Raw genomic sequence first — 23538 nt, 5'->3', positions numbered from 1 at the left:
GACTTGTTACGGCCTGTCGTCCGGGTCTTTCGCCTGAGCACGCGTCGTCAGCGGCACGCCTGCCTCCTCGAAGATCTCCTCGATGGCGTCCCAATCCCTCTTCCCCACCGCTGACTTGATGCGCGTCGCGTCCCGCAGAACGAACCGGAACGGCTCATCTTCGGGGGTGCCGAATCCGCCCCGAAGGCAATCGACAAGGGCGTCGAGGTTGCCGCCGAAGTAGCCGCCCGGCCCGTTCACCGCGCGGCCGAGCTCGGTGAAGAAGTCCTCCCGGGTACGCACGCGGGAGCCATCGACGAAATAGGTCTTCATGCGCCTTCGACCTCACAGAATGACTGGTAGTGATCGCCTGTGTAGTAGACGTGCGGCGGATCGTTTAGCGGATTGCCGCCAGTGATGATGCGCCGCGTGCCGCGGGTCTTACCGCCCGGAGTGCGGACCGTGTACTCGTGGTAATACCCGCGGGGCTCGGAGGGCAATATCCTCTCGCGATTCTGGAACACGACGCCGTCATTGCGGGGATACGGGAACGGTCCGCCGGCATGGATCAGGTCCACGGTTCCGGTGGCCTCCGAAGGTAGCTCGCCCAGGCTGCACTGAGAGATGGTGGCGCGCGCCGACAAGGGCTCGGTGCAACCGATGAGCGCCACCGCGAGGAGCGCGGCGCCGACGGCGCGCAAACACGGCGACATTCCTCGACGGTACTGCATGCATCTGCTGGAACTGCCGTCGATGACGACAGCGCTAGCTCGATCTTCCCCGCAGCACGGCCAATTCGTTGTGCGTGGACGCGTGCTCGACTTCGACCAGTGCGGCCTGTTCGTCGGCGGGGTCGGCGAATAGGAACGAGCCGGTGCCGGGTGCGCCGGCGGATCCGAGTTTGTTCATGCGCTGTGGTGCTGCCGCGCCCTGGTATTCCAGCGGGATGGCGTGGCCGTGCTCGTCGACTCCGGCTAGTGGCTGGTGCAGCTCGATGTATTCGCCGTGCGGCAGTCGCTTGATGATGCCGGTTTCGATGCCGTGTTCGAGCACCGCGCGGTCGCTGCGCTGCAGGCCGATGGCCCACCGGTAGGCGAGGTAGTAGACGACGATCGGCAAGATGACCATGCCGATGCGGCCGATCCAGGTCGTCGCGTTCAGCGAGATGTGGAACTTCAGCGCGATGACATCGTTCATGGCGGCCAGCGTCAGGATCATGTAGAACGAGATCGCCGCCGAACCGATGGCGGTGCGTACCGGGGCATCACGCGGACGCTGCAGCAGGTTGTGATGGGCGTCGTCACCGGTAATGCGTCTCTCGATCCAAGGCCAGGCGACAATCACCGCGAACGCGAGCATGATGCCCAGTACCCCCCACAGCACTGCGGGCACGGTGTAGCCGAAGACGTAGAGCTCCCAATCCGGGACGAGCCGCAGCAGGCCGTCGGTCCACATCAGGTAGATATCGGGTGGCGATCCGGCCGCTACCTGGGATGGCTTATAGGGCCCGAGGTTCCAGACCGGGTTAATCTGCAGTAGGCCACCCATAAGCGCGAGAACAGCGGTCACGATGGCGAAGAACGCGCCGGATTTCATGGCGAATACCGGAACGATCCTCACCCCCACAACATTGGACTCGGTACGGCGCGGACCCGGGAATTGTGTGTGTTTCTGGTACCACACGAGCGCCAGGTGCACCCCGATGAGCGCGATCATGATGGCGGGAATGAGCAGCACATGCAGGGCGTAAAGTCTTGGCAGCACGATGTTTCCGGGGAAGTCGCCGCCGAAAAGCGCCCAGTGCATCCAGGTGCCGACGACCGGTAGCGACATCATGCCCTGGGTGACCACGCGAAGTCCGGTGCCGGACAGCAGATCATCGGGCAGCGAGTAGCCCGCGAACCCTTCTGCCATGGCCAGGATCAGCAGGACCGAGCCGATCACCCAGTTGGCCTCGCGTGGGCGCCGAAATGCGCCGGTGAAGAAGATGCGCGCCAAGTGCACGACGATGGAGGCCGCGAACATCAGTGCCGCCCAGTGGTGGATCTGGCGGACAAACAGGCCACCGCGGACCTCAAAGCTCAGATTCAGGGCACTCTCGTAGGCCTTGGACATCTGCATGCCGCGCAACGGTTGGTAGACGCCGTTGTAGGTGACCTCGGCCATCGACGGGTCAAAGAACAGGGCCAGATAGATGCCCGAGAGCAGCAGCAACACAAAGCTATACAGCGCGATCTCCCCCAGCAGAAATGACCAGTGCGTCGGGAAGACCTTGTTCATCTGTCTTCGCAGGCCCGATGACGGGTGGTAGCGCGAATCGACCGCCTTGGCAAGCTCCGTTGCTTGACCCATAGCTGCTCCCTTGGGAAGAGACCTTATGCCTACTACGGAGAGTAGTACGTCATTACTACTCGCGGTAGTAATTGTCGGAGATTTGATGGAGCCAGCCATTTTGATAACAGAGCGTCTGCTCTGTTACTGTCCGGGGGTGCCCCGCCCGCGCATCCACTCCGTCGACGATCTGCTCGATGCCACCGAGCGGATCGCGGTGGACGCGGGCCCGGCGGCGGTGACGGTCCGGGCGGTTTCGCAGATGACCGGAACGTCCAATGGCGCGATCTATCATGCCTTCGGATCACGTGGTGCGATGGTCGGAAGGGCGTGGTTGCGTGCCGCGGAGCGGTTCCTTGCCATGCAGCGCGACGCCGTGGATAGAGCGTTCGCGACGGGTGCGCCCATCCACGTCGCCGCGGTGAACGCCGTTGTCGCGGCCGCCGACAGCCCCACCGTCTTCGCCGAACGATTCCCTGAATCCTCGCGGCTCGTGCTCGGCGTACGGCGCGAGGATCTTCTGGGCCCCGATGTTCCTGACGACGTCGCCGAGGCCATGGCGAACGTCGACGCCAGGCTTGTCGCGTTGTTCATTCTGCTATCGCAAGCCCTGTGGGATCGGGAGGACGGTCGCGCGGTTCAGGTCATCGAGGACTGCATCGTGGGGTTGCCGACCGGCCTTCTGCTGCGGGGTCGCCGCCGGCCCGATGTGGAAGCACGCGCTCGTCTGGAGGCGGCGGTACGCGCCATTCTTGCTCTCGATCCACCTCCAGTACGCCCAAAAATGAAGGGCGCCACAATGAAAGGAAGCACGTGATGCCCCCCACCCTCGAACTTCAGGACACCATCGCGGTTCTGAACCTCGGCACGGACGAGAACCGCTTCTCCCCCGATTGGCTCGATGCCGTCGACGGGCTGCTCGACGATGCGCTGACGCACGCCAAGCCATTGGTCACCGTGGGGACCGGAAAGTTCTATTCGAACGGACTCGATCTGGAGTGGCTGATGGCCCACGGTGATCAGAGTGATTGGTACGTCGGCCGCGTGCACGCGCTCTTCAGCCGAGTTCTCACCCTCCCGCTGCCCACCGTCGCCGCGGTCAACGGTCACGCGTTCGGGGCAGGGGCAATGCTTGCCGTCGCCCACGACTACCGGGTGATGCGATCCGACCGTGGGTACCTGTGCTTCCCCGAGGTCGATATCAACATCCCATTCACCCCCGGAATGGCGAGCCTCATTCAGGCCAAGGTGACCCCGCAGACAGCGGTCACCGCCATGACCACCGGGCACCGATACAGCGGAGACGCCGCCGTGGCTGCGGGTCTGGCCGACCGGGCCGTGTCCGAGGACCAAGTACTCAGTGTCGCAGTCGATCTGATGAGTCCCCTGACCAGTAAGGGCAGCGGCACCCTGGGCGCCATCAAGACGACCATGTTCGCCGCGACCACCGCTGCACTGGCGGCGTAAGGCCGCTCTACTGAGGTGGAATGACCGGTGGGCGACACACGTTGCCCACCGGGTCCCACCACCAACCGTTATCGCAGTTCAACGGTGTGGTCGCGACCGCTGGCCGGCAGGTGTTGGCTACCGGGTCCCACCATCCGTCCGGACAGTTGGGCACGATGGGATCCGCCGAGCCGATGCCCGGCGCGATGCCCGAGACCACGGCGAGCGGCAAAAGCGTTCCAGCGACGAGGATCACCAATCGGCGGGCAAGCAGGTTCATAGGGACCACCTCCGGTATCGGGTAGTGCTGCTTGTGTGAGCCTACTCGGCAGGAGGTATGCGAAACCTCGGTGCCAGTACCCGTTTTGCGGCAGCGTCCAGGGCATACCCGAGCGCACCGATCACGAGAATGACGGCCACCACCTGGTCGTAGGCCAGCTGATCGCGTGCGTTGAGGATTTGATAGCCCAAACCGGATCGCACGCCCAGCATTTCGGCGGGAACAAGGACCACCCACGCGATACCCAACGCGATGCGCACACCAGTCTGAACGCTGCCCCGGATGGCCGGGAGTATGACCGCGGTGAGGAGTTCGATGCGAGTGGCATGAAATGACCGTGCCACGTGCAGGTACCCGGGTTCGATACCGTGCACGCCGGCGGTGGTGTTGAGGAGAATCGGCCATACCGCCGCCGCGGCGATGAGGAAAATGACAGGTTGACTGCCGATCCCGAACACGGCCACCGCGATCGGCGTCCACGACAGTGGCGAGATCATCCGCAGGAACTGAATAACGGGACGTGCCGCACGTTCGGCGGTGGAACTCACGCCCAGTAACAGGCCCGCTGGTACGCCGATCACAACGGCAAGGCAGAGTCCGATCACCAATCGCCACAGGCTGATTCCGGCGTCCGGCAGTAAGACGCCGCGATTCAGCAGATCGATGACTGCGGGCAATACTTTGTCCGGAGCGGTCTGACGTAGCAGCGAATGGGGTTGGCTGAGTACCGAGCTCGCGAGCCACCACAGGACGATGCTCGCCGAAATGGCCAGTGCCGGAGGCCAGATCTTGGGGAGCAACCGTGGTTTCGCGGGTGTGGCTCCGCCGTCACGGATGATCGCGGGAGCGCTCTCGATGGTGCTCACAATGCCTGTACCTGTTCTGTTCGGGTGAAATCGGCTGCGATACCGAAGGCCTGTGGTCCCCCATGTGTGGCGATTGCCCGGCGGACAAAGGTGTCGTCGACGAGGTCATCGTGTAACCGGGCTGGGTCCAGCCGGTCCAGAAATCCACGATCGCCGTCGACCACGGTGTCGTGCATCGACTCGACCAACCGCTGCGTAAAGCTCCGATAGGGAAACGGCTGGAAGCCAAGGCGCTGTGGGTGCCAATCAGGATGTTTCAGCGGGTAGGGCGGATTTGGGTAGGTCAATGCCGTCTGCACCGCCGCCACCGGTTGCGGCAGGTACTTTCCTCCGGCGAGCGCGGTCGCCGCCGCTTTTCTGTCGCCGTCGATCCGCAGCTGGGCAGCTACCACCGCGTCGGTGACACCCTGTACGGCCGGGGCGCGACTGGCGATCACATCATCGCGTGTGACGAGCACGCAGCAGGCATGGTCACGCCACACATCGCCGAGAAACGTATGGATCCGTCCGATCTTCTTGATCTGTGCGATGGCGTTGAACGGATCGGCGACGACGTATCCCCCGATGGACCGGTTGGCCAGCGCCGGCACCATATCGGAGGGGCTCATGACGATGAGCTCAACGGTGCGCTGGCCACGCGAGGCGGCGCTCCGAACCACCGGCCGCAATCCATGGCCGCGCAGCAGCTCTTGTAAGACGATGTTATGGATCGACCACCAAAAGGGAATGGCCACTTGGGTGCCGGCCAGATCCTCCAGGTGTTCGATATCTGGAGCCACAGTGAGTGCCGATCCATTGGTGTGATTCCACCCGAGCACGCGTACACCGTGTCCCAGTACCTGTCGGAGCTGGATCGCCATCGGCATCAGCAGATGCGCCACATCGATCTGCCGGGCCATGAAGGCCTCCGCCAGTGCGGCCCAGCTACGGAACAGCACGGGTTTGGCGGCGCTGACAGCGCCCGCCGGATACATCCCGGCGGCGTGCGCGAGTAGCAGCGGTGCTGCGTCGGTGATCGGCAGATACCCGATGCGCAACTGGGAGGTGGTGTTCGAGGCGTCGGACACCGCGGTGCGAATCAGTCCAGCACCACCGAAAATTCCTGCCGTGGCCGTTATCCCAGCAGCTCCCGCCAGTACGGCCCGGCGCGAGACAATCCCGCTCACTCGGTCCCCGCCTCCGCCGGTTGATACTGGGTCAGGATTTCCTGGCGTACCCGGCCGTGCTGCACGGCGGTACCGCTATCGAGCGACCACTGCTGACGTATACGTCCGTCGTCGCCCAAGAGGATCACTCTGTGCGCGAGTGTCAATGCTTCGTCGACGTCATGGGTCACCAGGATGACGGTGACGGCCAACTCTGCGGCCAGATCTGCCAACCAGGACTGCAGATCTGCCCGCGTCGCAGGGTCGAGGGCGCTGAACGGTTCGTCCAGGAGCAGTAACCGAGGACGGGTGGCCGCCGCGCGCAGGATCGAGACACGTTGGGCCTGACCGCCAGACAATTGATCGGGATATCGATCCGCGAGCCGCCGTATCCCGAAACGAGCGACCAAGTCGTCCACGTACGCGTCGTCGAAGCCGCTGCGGTGCACCGCGAATCGCTTGGCAAATGCGATGTTCTCCGCGACGGTGAGCCACGGCATCAGCAGGGCGTCTTGGAACACCACACCCGTTCGTGGCCGCCCTCCGTCCGATCCCCAGTCGACGGTTCCGGTGCTGAGTTCTTCGAGTCCCGCGAGTACGCGCAACAGGGTGGACTTGCCACTCCCGCTGGGGCCCAGGACGGCCACGAACTCGCCGGATGTCACCTGGACATCGATCTCCCGGAAGGCAGCTGTTGATCCGAAATACCTGGTGCCGTGTGTTATTCGTACCGCGTCAGTTCCCACCGCAGCTGTCCTTCCGAGGGTGATTGAATGGGCAGAAACGCGGCCTCGCGAAACCGCCGGTTGGCCGCCGTTCCCAGCGCGTAACCGGCGCCCCCGGCCAAGGTGACCTCCAACCGCGACGCCTGACCGGCGAGGACAGCGGCATCCAGCCGGAGCCGGAGAAGCTCGGCGATGCTGGGACCAGATGGTGCTGCCGCAAAGGCGTAGAGACGATCTCGCAGGGTGTGATTCTGCTGCAAGAGCTCTCCCAGTTCGGTGGTGAACTGTCCGGCGAGCTCGCTGCGCGCGGATTGTGCGCCGCGAAGTGCCGCACCGCTGACCCCGGTGCAGAAGGCGGTCTGGAGCAGGAGAAAGGCCGGCCGGATTCGGGCGACGAAACCTCGCAGGTCTGTGCTGATGATGTTCTCGGCAGGAACTTGGAGATTATCCAGTTGCAGGGATGTCGAGGCCGTGGCCGTTAACGCCATCAGATTCGGCGGTCGATCGATGCGTATCCCCTCCGCGTTGACATCGACCGCCACCACGAAGGTGGCACCGTCCGCCCCGCGGGCCGGCAGCACCATCAGCGCATCGGGAAACACGTTGGAAGCCCATCGGATCGGGCCGGTAATGCGTAGGCCGTCGGGATGCGTCGTAGCGCGCAGCGGTACCTCCCCCAGCCCCGCAACCTGTTTGAGACCGGCTGCCATCGCGGTGACCCCCGGGCGGCGTCCGGCCGTCAGGGCGGGCAGATGTGCCGCACGAAAGGCCTGCGGCGCCAGGCTCACATACTCGATGGTCATGCGATGCGCCCATGCCGAGAAGCCCACGGCCAGACTGCTTGTGGCTATCCGTTCAATCACCCGCGCCACGGGTGCGAGGTCAGCAGCGGCAAGACCGGCATCGAACAGACCCTCAGCGCCCAGGGCGGCGATATCGGCGCGTACGTCAGTCTCCTCCGCGTCGAGAGCGGCCGCACGCGCCGCCACCGAGTCGCCGACCCGTTCCAGGGCCGCGTCGATGTCCTTGACCACGGCCGCCGTCATAGCGAGATGTTTCCAAGTCCGTGCAGTCTGTCGACCGGGGTGTCGACGGCCTTGCGGGCACGGAGCACAGCGTCCTCGTCGGGCGCGTCGTAGAAGCACAGGCACTTGTCCATGTCTTCACGGACGTAGGTACGCAGGAAGCTCACTTCAGGCACGTCGGCGTACTTGGGCGCCTTGGCCTTCTTGCGTGCGAGATAGGTCTGCATATCCAGGTCCGCGGGCAGGTCCCATTCCACCAGGTATCCCGCCGCCGGTCGCACCGATTTCAGCTGGTCCAGGTCTGCGCCCACCAGGCGAACCGGATGCGGTCCCGAAACCGTCTCAACGCCCAGAGAATCCGCGTCTAACAGGGTCGCCTCACCACTGAACTCGGCGATGACGAAGATACGGCGAGCCTCGCGTGTCACCTGCGCTTCGATCAATTCGCCGCCGCCGCGATGAACCAGCCCATCGATATCTTTGAGAAGTTGTGTGGCATCGGGCTTGTCGGCAGGGGCAAGGGCGATCTCGTAAAGATGCAGCGTCACGTCACTCTTCCTAACTTCGGTGGACGACTTCGATGTGCGACAAGGGGGACGGTTCCATGGACAGACCGGTCTGTCTATGGAGGTCTGGTGGGTTACCCTGCTCTCATGAGCCCCACGACAGTACCCGCGGCCGCTGCGGCCGCCTCGACTCCCCGTGTGCTCGCGCCCGCCGATCGACTGCTGCGCGCGGCCGCAGATCTCTTTGCGGCGCAGGGAATTAGAGCGGTTGGGATCGATCAGGTCCTGCGCGAGGCGGGGGTTGCCAAGGCGAGTCTGTACAGCAGTTACGGATCCAAGGATGCGCTCATCGTCGCCTACCTCGAAGAATTGGATCAGCGTGATCGCAACCGCTGGAACGCGGCGGTCGCTACGCAGCGCGATCCCATCGCTAAGGTCCTGACGTTCTTCGATCTGGCCGCCGCTGCCGCGAGTGCCAGAAACTTCCGCGGCTGTCTGTACGCGAATGCCGCTACCGAATTCCCCGGAACGGAATGGGAACCGGTGCGAGCACATCGTGAGTGGTTCCGTGCGACCGTGACCGCACTGCTGCGCGAGGCCGGGATGTCGCGCCCTGACAACATCGCCCGGCGCGTGCAGCTGTTTTACGACGGTGCGCTGACCGCCTCCAAGATGGAGAAATCCGTGGCGCCGATAACGCTGGCGCGCAAACTCACTCGCGAATTGATCGGCTAGACGACAGGACTCTGGTTGGATGGAGCGTATGACTGAGGACGTCAGAGTGGTCTCTGCGAGTCGCGAGATTGATGCGCCGGCGGCGGCGATCTTCGAGTACATCGCCGATGCCGCGCGACAGCGCGAATGGGATGGCAATGAGAACCTGGCCGAGGCCGCCGCGGGGCAACGCGTTCACGGTGTGGGCGATGTGTTCGTGATGACCCTGACCAACGGTGCGGTTCGCGATAACCACATCGTGGAATTCGAGGAGGCGCGCCGGATCGCGTGGTTGCCCTCTGAAGTCGGCAAGGAGCCGCCTGGCCACCTCTGGCGATGGGAGCTGGAGCCGCTTGGCGATAACCGTACTCGGGTGACCCATACCTACGACTGGACGAACCTGACCGACGAGAAGAGGCTGCCCCGGGCCCGTAGCACCACCTCGGAGCGGCTGCAGGCCTCGGTGGACAGGCTCGCGGCACTCGCCCAGTCACGCGCCTAGCCCGCCCCGGGATTCTGCGGTTCCGTCCTTGACCTCAAGCTCACTTGAGGTTGAACACTGGGCTCATGACAACGAAAACGTCGAATGTGCGTCAGCTTCGATCGGATCTGTGGGAGACGCGCAGGGACAGCCCGTTCCCCGGGCTGACCACTCACGCCTACCTGTGGACCCGCCCCGACGGGAACGTGCTGTTCTACAGTCCAGCCACCGAGGCCGACTTCGAGGCGATCGCAGAGCTGGGCGGCGTGGCCCACCAGTATCTGTCGCATCAGGACGAGGCCGGACCGATGCTCGCCGTCGTGAAACAGCGATTCGGGTCGGCACTGCACGCATCCGCCCACGAGCGGAACGAGATTGGCGAGCACGCCGACCTTGACGTGCCCATCGACGAACGTCATGTGGATGACAACGACGTAGAGGTCATCCCCACACCGGGTCATTCCCCCGGCAGCACAAGCTATCTAGTCACGGGCGCGGACGGCCAGAGGTACCTCTTCACGGGGGACACCATGTTCCCCACCGAGGATGGCACCTGGTCTACCTTCCTGGGTCCCGGGCGCGGGAGCGCCGATGAGTTGGCGAGGAGCCTAGAACTGTTGGGGAGCCTCGACCCGGATGTCGTCATCTCCAGCGCCTACGGCGGGAACTCCGCGGTGTACGAGCTTCCGGGGGGCCGTTGGCGCGAGCTCATCGCACAGGCGCAGCAGAGCGTGCGACGCGACTAGGGGCGAACGGCCTGCGTGAACTCGAAGACTCCGCTGGGATCGTAGGCGGAGGCAATCCGTCGCAGTCGCGCCAGGTTGTCGCCGTAATAGGCCGCAGCCCAATCAGGCAGGCGGGGATCGATGTAGTTCACGTAGGCCGCGCCGCCACAGATCTCCGCGAGCCGATCCCGTGCCTCGTCCACGCGGCGATACGCGACGGACGAGTCTGTGCCGACTCCGTGATAGATCTGGATCGATGCGGCGGCCCGTCGATGCGGGAAGGCGGTGGCGTCGGCCGCAACTCGGCTGACGGCGCCTCCGAGGCTATCGAAGATGAAGGTGAGTCCGCGGTCGCCGACGAGTAACGCCGCGATTCTGGAGGTGTCGATCGCCGCGTGCGGGACCATCCGGGAGGACGCCACAAACGCCTCGCGCTGCAGCTGTCCCCTCGCGGCCCCGGTCCATGCCGGATGACACTGAGCCACCGTCAATGTCGAGCAACCGCCCATGAACTTCATGGCATCGAGAAAAGTCTTGTCGGCGACGAATCGATCGGATGGAACAATGCCTATCGCGCGGCGGAGAGCATCGACCAGGGCGCGTGGATCGTCAGTCTTGGCGATACATCCGACGATCCGGCATTGCGGTGTGGTGCCGGCCACGGCGTGCAGGGTTGTCCACAGTTCATCGGGCGCATCGCCCATGTACATCAGCCACCGGTGCATGATCGCGGCGGCATCCCCCGGCGCGTAGTCGAGCGTGAACACCGTGAGGTCGGTTGCCTGTGCGGTCTCGAAGGTGAACTCCGTGGCAATGCAGAAGTTTCCGCCGCCCACTCCGCGGATAGCCCAGAACAGATCGGGCTCGGAATCCGGCGACAGGACCCGGATCCCACCGTCGGCAGTGACCGCGCGGGCCGATATCAGTTGGTCGCACGTGAGTCCGAACTTGCGGGTGAGAACCCCCACCCCGCCCCCGAGGGTCAGCCCGGCGATGCCGACGGTCGGACAGGAGCCGCCGGCGAGCATCCGGCCCGCCGACCAGACGCCGGCGTAGACATCGATCAGACGTGCGCCGGATCCGACCGTTGCCCGTGTCCCCGTCACCGAGACCGCCGCCATCCGCCCGAGATCCACCACCAAGCCGTCGGTCGGGACGCAATAGCCCGCATAACTGTGGCCGCCACTGCGCGCCGCTATGGGTATCCCGGAGCTGGAGGCGAACTCCACGCAACGCGCCACATCCTGTTCAGAGGCACAGAAGGCCACCGCGCCAGGATGATGTATATCGAAGAGTGGATTGAACGTTCGCGCGGCCTCGTCCCACCCAGCGTCCCCGCGCACCGTGAGAGTTCCGGATAGCTTGCGGCGCAAGTCTTCCCATCGAGGGATAAGTGGTACGTCTCCTGAGAGGATCGGGGAGCATCCGGTGATTGCCCCTCCGCCGAGCGCCAAGGCCGCCCCGGCGGACAGCACACTGCGTCTGGTGACCAGCGCAGCGCGCGGGCGATCCGGTTGGGGGTCCATCACTGCTCCTGTCGGCCACTGTCGGGTGGATTCCCCATCTTGTCGCCTACTACCGGTGCGCGGTGCGCGCAACGGTAGATTGGCCCACATGACGGTGAGCCCGGCACCCGATCCGGTGGCCGATATAGCGCTCAGCCCCACCGGTCCGCAGGTAGGGGCCTTCTTCGACCTGGACGGCACTCTCGTGGCCGGATTTACCCCGACGGCACACGCTCGCGATCGGATGCGCCGTGGTCAGGCCAGCGTCGGCGAGGTTCTCGGAGTCCTGGAGGCCACATTCCGGTACAAGCTGGGCCGCATGGAGTTCGAGCGTTTGGTGGTGCGCGCCGCGGGATACCTGCGCGGCGACTCGCTGGCCGAACTCGAAGCCGTCGGTGAACGAATCTTCCACCAGCACAATGCCTCGATGATCTATCCGCAGATGTACGAGCGCGTGCGGGCGCATCAGGAACAGGGGCACACCGTGATGCTGAGTTCCTCGGCGCTGACCATTCACGCCGAGCCGGTGGCCCGCCATCTCGGCATTACCCATGTGCTCTGCAACCACTTTGATCTCGACAATCAGGGGCGTCTCACCGGCGGTATCCGCGCACCGATCGTGTGGGGACGGAACAAGGCGACCGCGGTCGCACTGTTCTGCGAATCCAACGGTGTTGATTTGCAACGCAGTTACTTCTATGCGGACGGCGAAGAGGATATCGATCTGATGTCCCTCGTCGGTGAACCCTGCCCGGTCAACCCGCGCGGCCGGCTCGCGGTCATGGCATCGCAACAAGGCTGGCCAGTCCTGCGGCTGAACGATCCCAGGCCCCGTGGCGTGCGCTCGTCGCTGCGCAGGCTCGCCGGGTTTGTTCGTCGATAGGCTTGGATCATGGCGGGACGCTATGTGGCATTGGGAAGTTCGATGGCGGCCGGACCGGGCATCCTGCCGCGTGCGCCAGGCTCGCCTCGACTGGCCGGACGTTCGGCACGCAACTATCCGCATCATGTTGCTGCCCGCAAGGGATATCAGCTGGTCGATGTCACCTATTCCGGTGCGACCACGGCACATATCCTGACCGACCCGCAGAACACCGCGGCGCCGCAGATCGGCGCGCTCGATGGCACCGAGGAGCTGGTGACGGTCACGATCGGCGGTAACGACGTGGGCTATGTGCCGTTCTTGTTGGCCGCGTGTCTGCCGCACGTTCTGCGTGCCCTGCCAGTCGTCGGCGGCGGATTGGCCGACATGCTCGACACCGATAAGCGGGATGCGGCACTGGCTGTTGTGGGTCAATCGCTGCGCGCGGTAGGTGAGCAGGTGCGGAATCGCGCACCGCGGGCGCGGGTGATCTTCGTCGATTACCTCGCACTCTTGCCCCCGGAAGGCGAGCTCGCGCCGCCGTACACCCAGACCGAGACCGCCAGTGGACGTCGCATCGCCGCCGAACTCGCGGCGGCCACCGCGGCTGCGGCCCACACCACCGGCTGCGAGATCGTGCGCGCATCAGCGGCCAGCGCGGACCATCACGCCTGGTCGGCACGGCCCTGGACAACCCGTCCCGGATTCCCGTGGCCGTGGCGCCCGGCTCCCCTTCATCCCAACGCGGACGGCATGAGCGCCGTGGCCGATCTGATCGTGGCCGTATTGGACGCCGCGTCTAATGACTGAGGTTGCGGAGTGAGCCGCCCGCGCCATTGCGATACTTGATCCTGTGCGCATAACTGCCCTGCTGATGGTTCCCGTCTCGGCCCTTGCGATCGGCGTCGGATTCGCCAGCCCTGCCTCGGCTGTGGCGCCTCCGGCGGACGGGACATATCGGATGATCGAGGAAGGATTCGGCGAGGTTTCCTGGACGCTGTCCGCCGTCTGCGTACAGGCCTCGGGCACCCGCATTCAGTCCGACTACACCGACCCCACCATCCAGGCCGACGGCTGCACGCTCACGGTCACCAGCGCGACACCCGACATCCTCAAGCACAACGACAGACTGCAGAACTACTCCACCACGGCCAAGCTGGTCGACGACCAGTGGACGTTCCTGCATGCGCGGCCACAGGGCATGACCTGCCCGGACGGGACCTACGCGCCCACCCAGGAGAAGTACGTCTTCAACGACGAGACCCTCGCCGGGGTGCACACCACGATCCACAGCGCGGTATGCGGCGGTCAGCCCGGGATGACAAAGCGGCCCTTCAGCCTGCAGTTCGTGAAACCACTCGACGTACCCGTCGATCGGTTCCCGCAGTACTGCGATGGCTTCGCGCATTGCTGGTGACGGTTAGGGCAGCAAGGGCACCCGCCAGAGCGGTACGCCCGGGTCGATCACCAAAAGCCGCGTCATCGTCAATCGCGTGATGAGCAACGCGCCTCGAATCATCACCACCGCGACGGGCAGCTCGGCCAGAACCGCGGTCAGGATCGCCCATCGCACCTCCGCGGGGCCGGCTGTCATCACGTCGAACCAGGCGTCGCAGATCAGGAGCACTCCGGTGGTGAACGCCGTTAAAACGAGTAGTTGACGACGCAGCAGACCCAGTACCGCGGTCGCGGCCATGAATGCCACCAACAACACGTCGAAGCCGACCCACGTCGCCGTCCACCGCTGTGCCACATAGTTTTCGGGCAGCGTGAACGCAAGATAGGTGATCCACGGGATCAGCGCGATCGAGCCGCCGATCATCAAACCCAGCCGGAGCACGCGAAACCTCGCCAGATTCGGCGGCGCCACCTCGCTGAGCGGGCGTTCCAGCCGCTGAATCAGGTCCCTTCGCTCCTCGGCGGACAGCGCCGCGATGGTCTCGTCCGATAGATAACTCTGGGTCATGTCCAGCTTCCTCCCAGGAAACGTCATCACAATGTCAGCGTGCCACCGACTACGCCGATGCCCCCTCCGGCGCCGACTCCCATTCCACAGCTGCCTGCGAACGACTTCCACCAATACAGCCACGGGATTTCAGCCCTCGGCGGTTGGTTTCCGATGGTCGTCCAGGTGCTCGCGGTGGTGGCCTTGCTGGTGGTCATCGGATGGCGCACGCGCCGGTGGCGCCTGCTGTGGGTGCCCGTGAGCGTAGCGGTCGGCGCGGTGGGCGCGTTGGCGGCGTGGATGTATATGAACTCCGAAGGGTTGGCGTCAGACCCGGCGCCCTTCAAATTGTGGATATGGATCGGTGTGTTCGTCACGTCGGTCGCGGTCGCCGTCATCGGCTTCCGGGGTGCGCGCTGGTGGCGTCGCGGTGTATCCGTGTTGGCCATTCCGCTCACGCTGCTCGCGGCACTTGTCGCGCTCAATGCCTGGGTGGGCTACTACCCCACCGTGCAGGCGGCGTGGGGCGCGGTCTCGGCGGGCCCACTTCCCAACGAGGTCGACATCACTGAGCTTGCGGGTCTGCGTAATTCGAATCCCAGTACCGGCAAGCTTGTCGACGTCGACATCCCCAGCGACGCGAGCGGGTTCAAACACCGAGGCGAGTATGTCTATCTCCCACCGGCCTGGTTCGCGGGCGATACCCCGCCGCGGCTGCCGGTGGTGATGATGATCGCCGGCGAGTTCAACACCCCGGCCGACTGGATCCGCACGGGTAACGCCACCCAGATGATCGATGACTATGCCAAATCCCACGGTGGGCAAGCACCGATTTTCGTCTTTGTGGATGTCGCGGGAAGTTTCAATAACGACACCGAATGCGTCAACGGCCCGCGTGGCAACGCCGCCGACCATCTCACCGAAGATGTTCGCCCCTACGTGGTCTCGGAGTTCGACGGGTCGGCCGACCCGGCCAACTGGGCGGTGGTCGGCTGGTCGATGGGCGGCACCTGCGCTATTGACCTGACCGTCATGCATCCGGATCTGTTCTCCACATTCGTGGACATCGCCGGGGACCACGGTCCCACCGCGGGAACCAAGCAACAGACGATCGAGCGGCTGTACGGCGGAGATGCCGCCCGATGGGATGCCTTCGACCCACGCACCGTGATGGCCAAACATGGTCCGTACACCGGCGTCACGGGATGGTTCGAGGACGCGATACCTCCGGCAGGCAGCAAGAAGCCAAGCGGTGCAAAGCGCCCCACAGCCGACACCCCGACGGGAATCGGTGGGCATGACGATGTGACCGACGACGATCGCGACGGTGCCGCCGCGGATCTGTGCGCGGCGGCCCAGCAGGCGCAGATCTCCTGCACCATTCACCAGATGATCAGTGGGCATACCTGGCAATTCGCCAGCCGAACATTCTCGGACGCGCTGCCCTGGCTGGCGGCGCAGCTCCGCACCCCGGGAAGCCCTTGAGTGCCTTACGCTCCCCCGACCTGAGCCCGCAGCGACTCCAGAAGCTCCTGCCACCATTCGCCGTGGCGGCGCAGGAACAATCCGTCTGGAAAGGTATGGCGGGCAACGTGATCCTGCGGAACCGACTCCCAGCCGAGGTGTTCGACCGTCACCCGGGTTTCGTCTCTGATCGGCTCGAACCGCACCTCAACGGTAGTCATCTGACCTTCGGTGAAGCTGTCCTGACGCCAGGTGAGGCCGAGCCGGCTGCCCGGTTCCCACGTTGTTACCGTGCCGATTTCGAACTCGGTGCCGTCCGGGTATGACTCGATGAAACGGCCGCCGAGCTCCGGTTCGATCGTGAGGGCGCCGCGGCGCCGAGTGAATCGGAACAGAGTGTTGGGCTGCCACCAGATTCCGATGTCGTTGACAAATACGTCGAACGCGCGCTCCGGGGTGGCACGTACCCGCAGCGACACCAGCACGCGTGAAGCCATCAGCCCTGCTCTCGCTCGATGTGCTCCTTGAAGGCCGAAAGTTGCGTAGCCCAGAGCTTCTCGATCTCGTTGAGCCATGCCTTGAGTTCCGCCATGGGAGCGGGACGCAATGTGTAGATACGTACTCGCGCGTCGAACTCGGGGTGAGATTCCTCGACCAGCTCGCTGGCCTTGAGGGTTCGCAGGTGCCTACTGAGTGCAGCGGGGCTCAGGCCTACGGCGTGTGCGATCTCCCCCGCGCGGCACGGTCGATCCCGCAGCACCTCAACGATTCGCCGCCGATTGGGGTCTGCCAGCGCGGTGAGTGTGCGATCTATGCTCGCGAGTTCCGGAGTGGGCCGGGTCAAACCCAGCCCTCGATGTTCAGACCGCTCGCCTTTTCGGCATCCTCGCGCGAGACCGTCCGCACCGACTGGCCGAAGGTCCAGACGTGTCCCTCGGGATCTTGAGCCCGGTACACCCGATCGCCGTAGAACTGGTCGGCCGGGCGCATCAAGATCGTGGCACCGGCCGCCTCGGCCTGCGCGCAGTGCGTGTCGATATCGCTGTCAATCTGAACATGGATCGTCTGGGTACACCTGCCACCGACCGTTTTGGGGCTGGCGACGCTGGCGTCCCACTCGGAGCCGACCATGAGATAGCCATCCCCAAAACGCATCTCGGAATGCTCGATCTTGCCGTTGTTATCGGTGATGACCATGGACCGTTCGAAACCAAAAGCCTTTTCCAGCCAGTCGAGGGCCGCCGACGGATCCTGGTAGACGACCGCCGAGGCCAGGCTAGCGCGTGTGCTCATGGTTGATATTTAACGCTTGCGTTGAATATCTGTCAACGGTCGCTCGAGCATGAGGCGCCCGCGGCTCGAGGACCGCTACGGGTTGACCTTGGAGACGACGTGCTCGGCGAAGCCCTCCAGGTTCCTGATCTTCGCCTCTAGTGGCTCGGTGTCCGGCCCGACGATGTAGGGAATGCGGAAGCCGACGATGACATCGGTGACGCCCTTGTCCTCCAGGCGTTTCACACCATCCACGGTGAATCCGTCGACGGAGATGACGTGGACCTCAAAGGGCTTATCGGCCGTCCCCTCTTCTTCACGGAACTTGTTGAGCTTGACCAGCAGCTCGTCCAGGTCCTCGGTGCCACCGCCATGCATCCAGCCATCGCACCGCGCGGCACGACGCAGCGCGGCGTCGGCATGTCCACCGATGAGGATCGGGATGGGCTGGGTCGGCGCAGGACACATCTTGGTCTTGGGGATGTCGTAGAACTCGCCATGGAACTCGAAGTAGTCGCCGGTGGTGAGCCCCTGGATAATCTCGATGCACTCGTCCATGCGCTTACCGCGCTTGGCGAAGGGCACGTTCATGAGTTCGTAGTCCTCGGGCCACGGGCTGGTGCCGACGCCGAGGCCCAGACGGTTACCCGTCAGTGCCGCGATGGACGAGGCTTGCTTGGCCACTAGGGCGGGCGGCCGGATCGGCAGCTTGAGTACGAAGATGTTGAACCGCAACGTCGAGGTCACCGCGCCGAGGGCCGCCGTGAGCGTCAACGCCTCGATGAACGGTTTGTCTTCCAGGAATTCGCGGTTCCCGTCGGGCGTGTACGGATACTTCGCATCCGACTCGTAGGGATACGCCAGGCTGTCGGCGATGGTCATACCGTGGTAGCCTGCCGCCTCGGCCGCCTGGGCCAAGGGAATGTAGTACGACGGATCGGTCATGGCCTCGGCGAAGGTGAACCGCATAGCTTCCTCCTAGAGTGCTTCAGAAACACATTGTGCTGTCGGTACCACGCACTCTAGCGGTTGCGAAATCTGAACTCGCATATTGATTTTACGGAGTCAACGAGCCTTCTCGTCTTCGCCCGCAATGGCGAAAAATAGTGCGGGGATGAGAATTTCGACGGCGAGCATGACAATCCAGAATGGATGGGGCACTCCGGAGTCGATCAGTGATGCCACCCTGCCCAGCCCACCCACCAGCAGACCCGCGGCGAGGAATCGGATGGCGATGCCGGGAATCGGCGACTGGCGGGCCACCCAGATCCACGCCGCGCCGTAGACGGCGAACAGCCCGGCGAAGAAGCGCTCCTGGCTGTCGTTGCTCGCGGTGATGTCACCCCCGCCGATGACCGTTCCGGGCCCCCCGATGAGGTGATAGAGGCCGATGGCCACGCAGATCACGCCGGTAAGAATCGCCAGGTACTTCAGCACTTTGTCCATCACTGCGCCCTCCGGGTCGCGTTGACTTGATAGAACGTTCTAGTAAGGACCGTACAATGCGACGAGGCCGGATACAAGGCCCGAAAGGACGCACCATGCCCGCTGATACACGCGACCGCATTGTCGCCGCCACCTGCGAGTTGTTCCGCCGACAGGGCATGACCGGCACCGGCCTCAAGCAGATCGCGCAGAGTGCGGGCGCACCCTTCGGATCGATCTATCACTTCTTCCCCGGAGGCAAGGCGCAACTGGCAGACGAGGCCATTCGCACCGCCGGGGGGATGTATCGGGATCTCGTGTTAACGCTCTTCGATCAGGGTGGCCCCGATCTGACGGCCACCATCCGCACGGCGTTCGCGGCCGCGGCCGACAATCTCATCGCGACCGACTACGCCGACGCCTGCCCCATCGCCACCATCGCCCTCGAAGTAGCGAGTACTGACGATCTCCTCCGTCAAGCCACCGCCGACGTCTTCACGGACTGGATTGATCGGGGTACTGAACACATCTCTGGATCGGGCCTGCCGTACGAGGTCCGCAGACGTCTCATGTTGGGATTCGTCACCAGCCTGGAGGGCGCGTTCGTGCTGAGCCGGGCGTTACGCAGCCCGGAGCCACTGCTCGCCGCGGGTGAGACGGTCGCAGCCGCCGTCGCGGCCGCACTGGTCGCCGCGGATGCGCTACGGGAATAAAGCGGACTGCGGTCCGGTTGAGCAAGGCATAAGAACACTCATCAGGAGGTTTGCATGCCAGCTATCACCGTGTCGTCTATGGACGCCCTGACTCTGCCGCGCATACCCACGCCCGGGCCCGCCGATACCGAACGTCCCGTGCGGTCCATCACCAGCGGGCCCCGTGGATACGAGGGTGAAGGCTTTCCCGTTGTGCGCGCCTTCGGCGGAGTGCCGTCCGCCGAGTTGGACCCGTTCATCCATATGGACCAAATGGGTGAGGTCGACTATGAACCGGGCGAGCCGCGCGGAACGGATTGGCATCCTCATCGCGGATTCGAAACCGTTACCTACATGATCGATGGCAGGTTCGCTCACCAGGACTCTCACGGCGGAGGCGGGCTCATTCACGACGGGGCAACCCAGTGGATGACCGCCGGGTCAGGAATCTTGCATATCGAAACTCCCCCAGCCGAATTGGTGGAGAGTGGCGGAATCTTCCATGGCATCCAGCTCTGGGTCAACCTGCCGGCTCGCGACAAGTTCCTGACTCCGGCCTACCAGGCCATTGAGGGGGCGCAAACCACGCTGGTGAGCTCGCCCGACGGTGGCGCCCTGGTGCGGATCATCGCGGGAGACATCGGACCGCATCATGGTCCGGGCAGCACGCACACGCCGATCACCCTGGCGCATGCGACCATCCAGCCTGGCGCGCAGCTCAACGTCCCATGGAACCGCGAGTTCAACGCGCTCGTCTACGTCCTGTCCGGACGGGGTGCGGTGGGTACATTGGGGCATCCGATCGAGCAGGGGCAACTCGCGGTGCTGGGTCCCGGCGACCGGATCACGGTGCAGGCCAACGCGGGTCAGGATGATAACCGCCCGGCGCTGGAAGTGCTCATGCTGGGCGGCCGCCCCATCCGTGAGCGTGTGGTGGCCTATGGGCCGTTCGTGATGAACACCAAGGCCGAATTGATTCAGGCGGTTGAGGACTACCAGTCAGGCAAGTTCGGCGCCATACCCCCGAATGCGCTGATGCCGCACGTCGCGCGCTGACCGTGAGGCGCCTATCGCCGGAATGCCCGGCGATAGGCGCTCGGCGTTGTCGCGGTGACCTTGCGCAGATGCGTCCGCATGGCCGTGACGCTGCCAAACCCACAGTGTGCGGCAATGGATTCCATCGTCATATCGGTGTTCTCCAGCAATTCGCGAGCGCGGGTGGCGCGCTGTACGTCGAGCCACCGTTTGGGCGTGGTACCGACCTCCTCACCGAAGCGCCGGTTGAACGTGCGCAGGCTCAGATGCGCGTGTCGCGCGAGTGCCGACACATCATCGATATCGGCGAGACGCTCGGAGGCCCAGCTCAGGGTCGGGCCGAGGCCGCTGGAGTCATGAGAGGTCTTGGTGGGCGGGATGAACTGGGCCTGGCCGCCATCACGATGTGGTGCCATCACGTTCCACCGGGCCATCTCCGACGCCGCGGCGGCCCCCAGTTCACGCCGCACCACATGCAGACACAGGTCCATACCCGCCGAGAGCCCCGCCGACGTGAGGATGTCCCCGTCGTCCACATACAACGCGTCGGGCCGGAGATCGACCTGCGGATAGAGCGTGCGCATGTCATCGCAGTACTCCCAATGTGTGGTGGCGGGACGTCCATCCAGTAGACCCGCGGCCGCGAGAACGAAGGCGCCCAGGCAGATGCTGAAGATCACGGCACCGCGTTGGTGTGCGCTCGCCAGAGCGTCCAGTACGTCATCGGGTGGCGGATAGTCGTGCGGGGCCCGCGCGGGAACGACGATGAGATCGGCGGTGTCCAGCGCGTCGATGCCGTGTTCCACGTCAATATTGAAACCGTCTGGCGTCCAGACACTTCCGGGTCGATGGCCACAGGTCACCAGATCGAAACCGTCCGGCTGGCCGGATCGCCCGGCACCCCTGCGGAACATCTGCACGGCGCATGCCAGGTCGTAGGTGATGACGCCATCGAGCGCGAGTGCCGCCACCGTCTTGGTGCCCATGGCTCACTATGGCATAAATCCGAGCATCTATGGCTTTCATGCCACTGGTTGTTTCGGGCGTACCGGCCTTGACTGAGGCGATGACGATCGAATTGGACTGGCAGTGGGCGACGCGGACCGGCGGCGAGGTCTCGGCGGCCCAGCGACGGGCACTGTTGGGACGCTTGTTTCGCGCGTTGCCCGCCATGGTCAGCGACACCGTCAAGACGAGAATGGGCCGGCGCGGACAGGGACGCGTGGAGTTCGGATCGATCGCGGTCCCCGATTCCGCGCTCGCACGCGCCGCCGAGCAGGAGGCACGGGACTCGGTAACACCCCACGTCCTCGAACACTCTTACCGCACCTACTTTTTCGGAAAGGCGCTGGCCGCGTTTGACGGCGTGCGGGTCGATGACGAGCTCGTCTATATCGCGAGCCTGTTGCACGATCTGCAACTTGAGCATCCGACACCAGGGCGGTGCTTCGCCGTGGTTGGCGGGGAGCGTGCCGCACAATTCCTCAGGGATCAAGGCGCCTCCGAGGACCGCGCGCAGGCGGTGGGTGCTGCGATCGCCGCGCATATCACCCTGGGGGCCAGTGAAAACCTCACCGACCCCGGTGGATTTGTGTCGGCTGGCGCGGGAACAGATGTCTTCGGTCTGCGGCTGTCCGACCTCGATGCCGGTTGGGTGGATGAGTTGCTGCGGCGGCATCCTCGGCTGGAATTCAAGCGGCACATGCTCAAGGCCTGGGCAGCCGAGGGCACCGCGGTACCGAATGGCCGCGCCGCGTGGCTGACCCGCTATGCGGCGTTCCCGCTGCTGGTCAAGGCCGCCCCCTTTGCCGAGTAGGGCTATCGCTGGAGCAATCGGCGCAACAGATGCAGGGCGACTGTGGTGGAACGCTCACGAATCTGGTTGCGGTTTCCCGGGATAACGACCCGGAGGTCGGCCCTCTCCCCCGCTGCGGTCTTCACACAGAAGCACACCGTGCCCACCGGCTTCTCCGGCGTTCCGCCGCCGGGGCCGGCAACGCCCGTCGTGGACATCGCGATATCGGCACCCAGCGCCTTCAGCGCGCCGTCCGCCATGGCCTCGGCGACCTGCGGAGACACCGCGCCATGGTCGGCGAGTAACTGCGGGTCCACGTACAGCTGGCCGATTTTGACATCGTTCGCATAGCTGATGACTCCACCCAGGAAGTATTCCGAGGAGCCCGGCACATCGGCGATCCGTGCCCCCAACAGCCCCGCCGTGCAAGACTCCGCCACGGCCAGGCGTCTTCCGCGCAGCAGCCCGGCCACCAACTGGTCGACGGTCGAGCCGTCGGAGGAGAACAATGCCGCACCATGCCGGTCCTGGATGAACTCGTAGAGACGGGTCCACAGATGCTGGGCGGAGGCCTCGAATCGGGTGACCACCTCGACCTCGCTGCGTCGCAAGCAGGTGGTGATCTCCAGTGCGGCAAGGTCTCCCACGGCGCTTTCGGCGAGGCGCAGTGTCTCGGCGATATCGGGCTCGGTGATTCCGTACAGACGCAGCGTGGTCTGCTCAATGGCCGTGACATCGTCGCCGAGGAGAGCCCGGAAGGACCCGGCCCCGACTGCCGACGGCCACATTCGCTGCAGCTCATGCGGAGGGCCGGGCAACACCACGATGAGCACGTCACCCGTGCTCATGATCGCTCCCGGCGCGGTGCCCACCGGGTCAAGTACCTGTCCCTGTGCCGGCACGAGCGCCTGTTTGGCGATGCCGACGCGCAGCGCCTCCCAGTCCACGTTCTCCCACCGGTTTGCCATCGGTCGCAGCCGATCCATAATGGCCTCTTCCAGTGTGGCATCGAAAACAAGTGTGGTACCAGCGAATTCAGCGACGGTGGGTAACGTCATATCGTCAGCCGTGGGCCCCAGGCCGCCGGATGTGACGATGAGGTCCACACGCTGATCCGCGAGAAACTGCAGTTGTGCCGTCAGATCCTCTTTGCGGTCTCCGCACACGCAGATGTGTGCGACATCGACGCCGACCGCGCGGAGCTGTTCGGAAAGCCACGGGCCATTCGCATCGGCCACCCGCCCGGTGAGGACCTCCGTACCCGTGACGACGATTCCCGCGCGCAACATGTCAGCAGCCTAGGCCGGTAGGTTCGGTGTT

At 64.6% G+C, this 23538-nt stretch carries 30 protein-coding genes; 12 read left to right on the top strand and 18 right to left on the bottom strand.

From position 1 onward, the window contains the following. Positions 1-6: 6 nt before the first annotated feature. Genes B4394_RS21885 through qcrB form a run of 3 tightly spaced genes read right to left on the bottom strand, consistent with a single transcriptional unit; the run spans position 7 to position 2331 of the window. Positions 7-312 (bottom strand): barstar family protein, encoded by a 306-nt coding sequence (locus B4394_RS21885; RefSeq protein ID WP_078312994.1) that lies wholly within the window; start codon positions 310-312, stop codon positions 7-9. Further along, positions 309-710 (bottom strand): guanyl-specific ribonuclease, encoded by a 402-nt coding sequence (locus tag B4394_RS21880; RefSeq protein WP_078312995.1) that lies wholly within the window; start codon positions 708-710, stop codon positions 309-311. The genes B4394_RS21885 and B4394_RS21880 overlap by 4 nt, the downstream gene beginning before the upstream one ends. Positions 711-744: 34 nt before the next feature. Continuing rightward, complete coding sequence (qcrB, locus tag B4394_RS21875) at positions 745-2331, bottom strand: cytochrome bc1 complex cytochrome b subunit (protein ID WP_078316262.1); 1587 nt, start codon at positions 2329-2331, stop codon at positions 745-747. A 136-nt stretch (positions 2332-2467) separates the two neighbouring features. Between qcrB and B4394_RS21870 the strand changes: the two genes are divergently transcribed. Together B4394_RS21870 and B4394_RS21865 are read left to right on the top strand one after the other, a co-directional pair. Beyond that, on the top strand, positions 2468-3127 hold the full coding sequence (locus B4394_RS21870) for a TetR family transcriptional regulator (protein WP_078312798.1): 660 nt from the start codon (positions 2468-2470) through the stop codon (positions 3125-3127). Beyond that, positions 3127-3777 (top strand): enoyl-CoA hydratase/isomerase family protein, encoded by a 651-nt coding sequence (locus tag B4394_RS21865; RefSeq protein ID WP_078312799.1) that lies wholly within the window; start codon positions 3127-3129, stop codon positions 3775-3777. The genes B4394_RS21870 and B4394_RS21865 overlap by 1 nt, the downstream gene beginning before the upstream one ends. Positions 3778-3784: 7 nt before the next feature. Here B4394_RS21865 and B4394_RS21860 read toward each other — a convergent pair whose 3' ends face one another. The 6 genes from B4394_RS21860 to B4394_RS21835 are packed head-to-tail and all read right to left on the bottom strand — an operon-like array spanning position 3785 to position 8345. Next, positions 3785-4036 carry a hypothetical protein gene (locus B4394_RS21860; RefSeq protein ID WP_078312800.1) on the bottom strand — a complete coding sequence of 84 codons (252 nt, stop codon included), beginning with the start codon at positions 4034-4036 and terminating at the stop codon, positions 3785-3787. Between the two features lie 41 nt (positions 4037-4077). Continuing rightward, positions 4078-4902, bottom strand: a complete 825-nt coding sequence (locus tag B4394_RS21855; RefSeq protein WP_139360370.1) for an ABC transporter permease — start codon at positions 4900-4902, stop codon at positions 4078-4080. After that, complete coding sequence (locus B4394_RS21850) at positions 4899-6068, bottom strand: ABC transporter substrate-binding protein (protein WP_078316261.1); 1170 nt, start codon at positions 6066-6068, stop codon at positions 4899-4901. The genes B4394_RS21855 and B4394_RS21850 overlap by 4 nt, the downstream gene beginning before the upstream one ends. After that, on the bottom strand, positions 6065-6793 hold the full coding sequence (locus B4394_RS21845; protein ID WP_078316300.1) for an ABC transporter ATP-binding protein: 729 nt from the start codon (positions 6791-6793) through the stop codon (positions 6065-6067). The genes B4394_RS21850 and B4394_RS21845 overlap by 4 nt, the downstream gene beginning before the upstream one ends. Then, positions 6769-7818 carry an acyl-CoA dehydrogenase family protein gene (locus B4394_RS21840; protein WP_078312803.1) on the bottom strand — a complete coding sequence of 350 codons (1050 nt, stop codon included), beginning with the start codon at positions 7816-7818 and terminating at the stop codon, positions 6769-6771. The genes B4394_RS21845 and B4394_RS21840 overlap by 25 nt, the downstream gene beginning before the upstream one ends. Beyond that, a complete protein-coding gene (locus B4394_RS21835) occupies positions 7815-8345 on the bottom strand; it encodes a DUF4242 domain-containing protein (protein WP_078312804.1) in 531 nt (176 codons plus the stop codon). Before B4394_RS21835 ends, B4394_RS21840 begins: the two co-directional genes overlap by 4 nt. Positions 8346-8450: 105 nt before the next feature. Between B4394_RS21835 and B4394_RS21830 the strand changes: the two genes are divergently transcribed. The 3 genes from B4394_RS21830 to B4394_RS21820 all read left to right on the top strand — a co-directional run bounded on the left by B4394_RS21830 (position 8451) and on the right by B4394_RS21820 (position 10244). Continuing rightward, the gene (locus B4394_RS21830; RefSeq protein WP_078316260.1) at positions 8451-9038 is read left to right on the top strand and encodes a TetR/AcrR family transcriptional regulator; all 588 of its coding nucleotides are present in this window, start codon (positions 8451-8453) and stop codon (positions 9036-9038) included. 28 nt (positions 9039-9066) lie between these two features. Then, positions 9067-9519 (top strand): SRPBCC family protein, encoded by a 453-nt coding sequence (locus tag B4394_RS21825; protein WP_078312864.1) that lies wholly within the window; start codon positions 9067-9069, stop codon positions 9517-9519. Positions 9520-9584: 65 nt separating this feature from the next. After that, positions 9585-10244, top strand: coding sequence for an MBL fold metallo-hydrolase (locus B4394_RS21820; RefSeq protein ID WP_078312806.1), 660 nt, complete (start codon positions 9585-9587; stop codon positions 10242-10244). Here the strand turns inward: B4394_RS21820 and B4394_RS21815 are convergent. Beyond that, entirely contained in the window at positions 10241-11749 is a 1509-nt protein-coding gene (locus B4394_RS21815; protein ID WP_502688427.1) for an FAD-binding oxidoreductase, read from the bottom strand. The genes B4394_RS21820 and B4394_RS21815 overlap by 4 nt on opposite strands. An 88-nt stretch (positions 11750-11837) precedes the next feature. Between B4394_RS21815 and B4394_RS21810 the strand changes: the two genes are divergently transcribed. The 3 genes from B4394_RS21810 to B4394_RS21800 are packed head-to-tail and all read left to right on the top strand — an operon-like array spanning position 11838 to position 14007. After that, on the top strand, positions 11838-12611 hold the full coding sequence (locus B4394_RS21810; protein ID WP_078312808.1) for an HAD family hydrolase: 774 nt from the start codon (positions 11838-11840) through the stop codon (positions 12609-12611). A gap of 9 nt (positions 12612-12620) precedes the next feature. Further along, entirely contained in the window at positions 12621-13400 is a 780-nt protein-coding gene (locus tag B4394_RS21805) for an SGNH/GDSL hydrolase family protein (RefSeq protein WP_078312809.1), read from the top strand. Between the two features lie 43 nt (positions 13401-13443). After that, on the top strand, positions 13444-14007 hold the full coding sequence (locus B4394_RS21800; protein ID WP_078312810.1) for a hypothetical protein: 564 nt from the start codon (positions 13444-13446) through the stop codon (positions 14005-14007). 3 nt (positions 14008-14010) lie between these two features. On the opposite strand, the gene B4394_RS21795 is transcribed toward B4394_RS21800, so the two are convergent. Continuing rightward, entirely contained in the window at positions 14011-14556 is a 546-nt protein-coding gene (locus B4394_RS21795) for a hypothetical protein (protein WP_078312811.1), read from the bottom strand. A 39-nt stretch (positions 14557-14595) separates the two neighbouring features. On the opposite strand from B4394_RS21795, the gene B4394_RS21790 reads away from it, so the two are divergent. Continuing rightward, positions 14596-16020, top strand: coding sequence for an alpha/beta hydrolase (locus B4394_RS21790; protein ID WP_139360369.1), 1425 nt, complete (start codon positions 14596-14598; stop codon positions 16018-16020). Positions 16021-16025: 5 nt separating this feature from the next. Here the strand turns inward: B4394_RS21790 and B4394_RS21785 are convergent, their stop codons facing one another. The 5 genes from B4394_RS21785 to B4394_RS21765 form a co-directional block, all read right to left on the bottom strand. Further along, positions 16026-16496 (bottom strand): SRPBCC domain-containing protein, encoded by a 471-nt coding sequence (locus tag B4394_RS21785; protein ID WP_078312812.1) that lies wholly within the window; start codon positions 16494-16496, stop codon positions 16026-16028. After that, a complete protein-coding gene (locus B4394_RS21780) occupies positions 16496-16843 on the bottom strand; it encodes an ArsR/SmtB family transcription factor (RefSeq protein WP_212566668.1) in 348 nt (115 codons plus the stop codon). The genes B4394_RS21785 and B4394_RS21780 overlap by 1 nt, the downstream gene beginning before the upstream one ends. After that, positions 16840-17292: a VOC family protein gene (locus B4394_RS21775; RefSeq protein ID WP_078312814.1), complete on the bottom strand. Its 453-nt coding sequence runs from the start codon at positions 17290-17292 to the stop codon at positions 16840-16842. The genes B4394_RS21780 and B4394_RS21775 overlap by 4 nt, the downstream gene beginning before the upstream one ends. 75 nt (positions 17293-17367) lie before the next feature. Further along, positions 17368-18240: an LLM class flavin-dependent oxidoreductase gene (locus tag B4394_RS21770; RefSeq protein ID WP_078312815.1), complete on the bottom strand. Its 873-nt coding sequence runs from the start codon at positions 18238-18240 to the stop codon at positions 17368-17370. Positions 18241-18336: 96 nt separating this feature from the next. Further along, positions 18337-18717: a DUF4345 domain-containing protein gene (locus B4394_RS21765; protein ID WP_078316259.1), complete on the bottom strand. Its 381-nt coding sequence runs from the start codon at positions 18715-18717 to the stop codon at positions 18337-18339. Between the two features lie 95 nt (positions 18718-18812). Between B4394_RS21765 and B4394_RS21760 the strand changes: the two genes are divergently transcribed. Continuing rightward, complete coding sequence (locus B4394_RS21760) at positions 18813-19409, top strand: TetR/AcrR family transcriptional regulator (RefSeq protein ID WP_078316258.1); 597 nt, start codon at positions 18813-18815, stop codon at positions 19407-19409. Between the two features lie 54 nt (positions 19410-19463). Beyond that, the gene (locus B4394_RS21755; protein ID WP_078312818.1) at positions 19464-20444 is read left to right on the top strand and encodes a pirin family protein; all 981 of its coding nucleotides are present in this window, start codon (positions 19464-19466) and stop codon (positions 20442-20444) included. 11 nt (positions 20445-20455) lie between these two features. Here the strand turns inward: B4394_RS21755 and B4394_RS21750 are convergent, their stop codons facing one another. Next, a complete protein-coding gene (locus tag B4394_RS21750) occupies positions 20456-21409 on the bottom strand; it encodes a GlxA family transcriptional regulator (RefSeq protein WP_078316257.1) in 954 nt (317 codons plus the stop codon). A gap of 29 nt (positions 21410-21438) precedes the next feature. Here B4394_RS21750 and B4394_RS21745 point away from each other — a divergent pair, with 29 nt between their 5' ends. Next, the gene (locus B4394_RS21745; RefSeq protein ID WP_078312820.1) at positions 21439-22239 is read left to right on the top strand and encodes an HD domain-containing protein; all 801 of its coding nucleotides are present in this window, start codon (positions 21439-21441) and stop codon (positions 22237-22239) included. Positions 22240-22241: 2 nt separating this feature from the next. Here the strand turns inward: B4394_RS21745 and B4394_RS21740 are convergent, their stop codons facing one another. Continuing rightward, a complete protein-coding gene (locus tag B4394_RS21740) occupies positions 22242-23507 on the bottom strand; it encodes a competence/damage-inducible protein A (protein WP_078316256.1) in 1266 nt (421 codons plus the stop codon). Positions 23508-23538 lie beyond the last annotated feature (31 nt).

Origin of the sequence: Mycobacterium sp. D16Q16, from assembly GCF_002013745.1 — a bacterium.
GTDB lineage: Bacteria > Actinomycetota > Actinomycetes > Mycobacteriales > Mycobacteriaceae > Mycobacterium.
The sequence above is the reverse complement of the archived record's forward strand: the minus strand, read 5'-3'. Positions and strand labels throughout refer to the sequence as shown.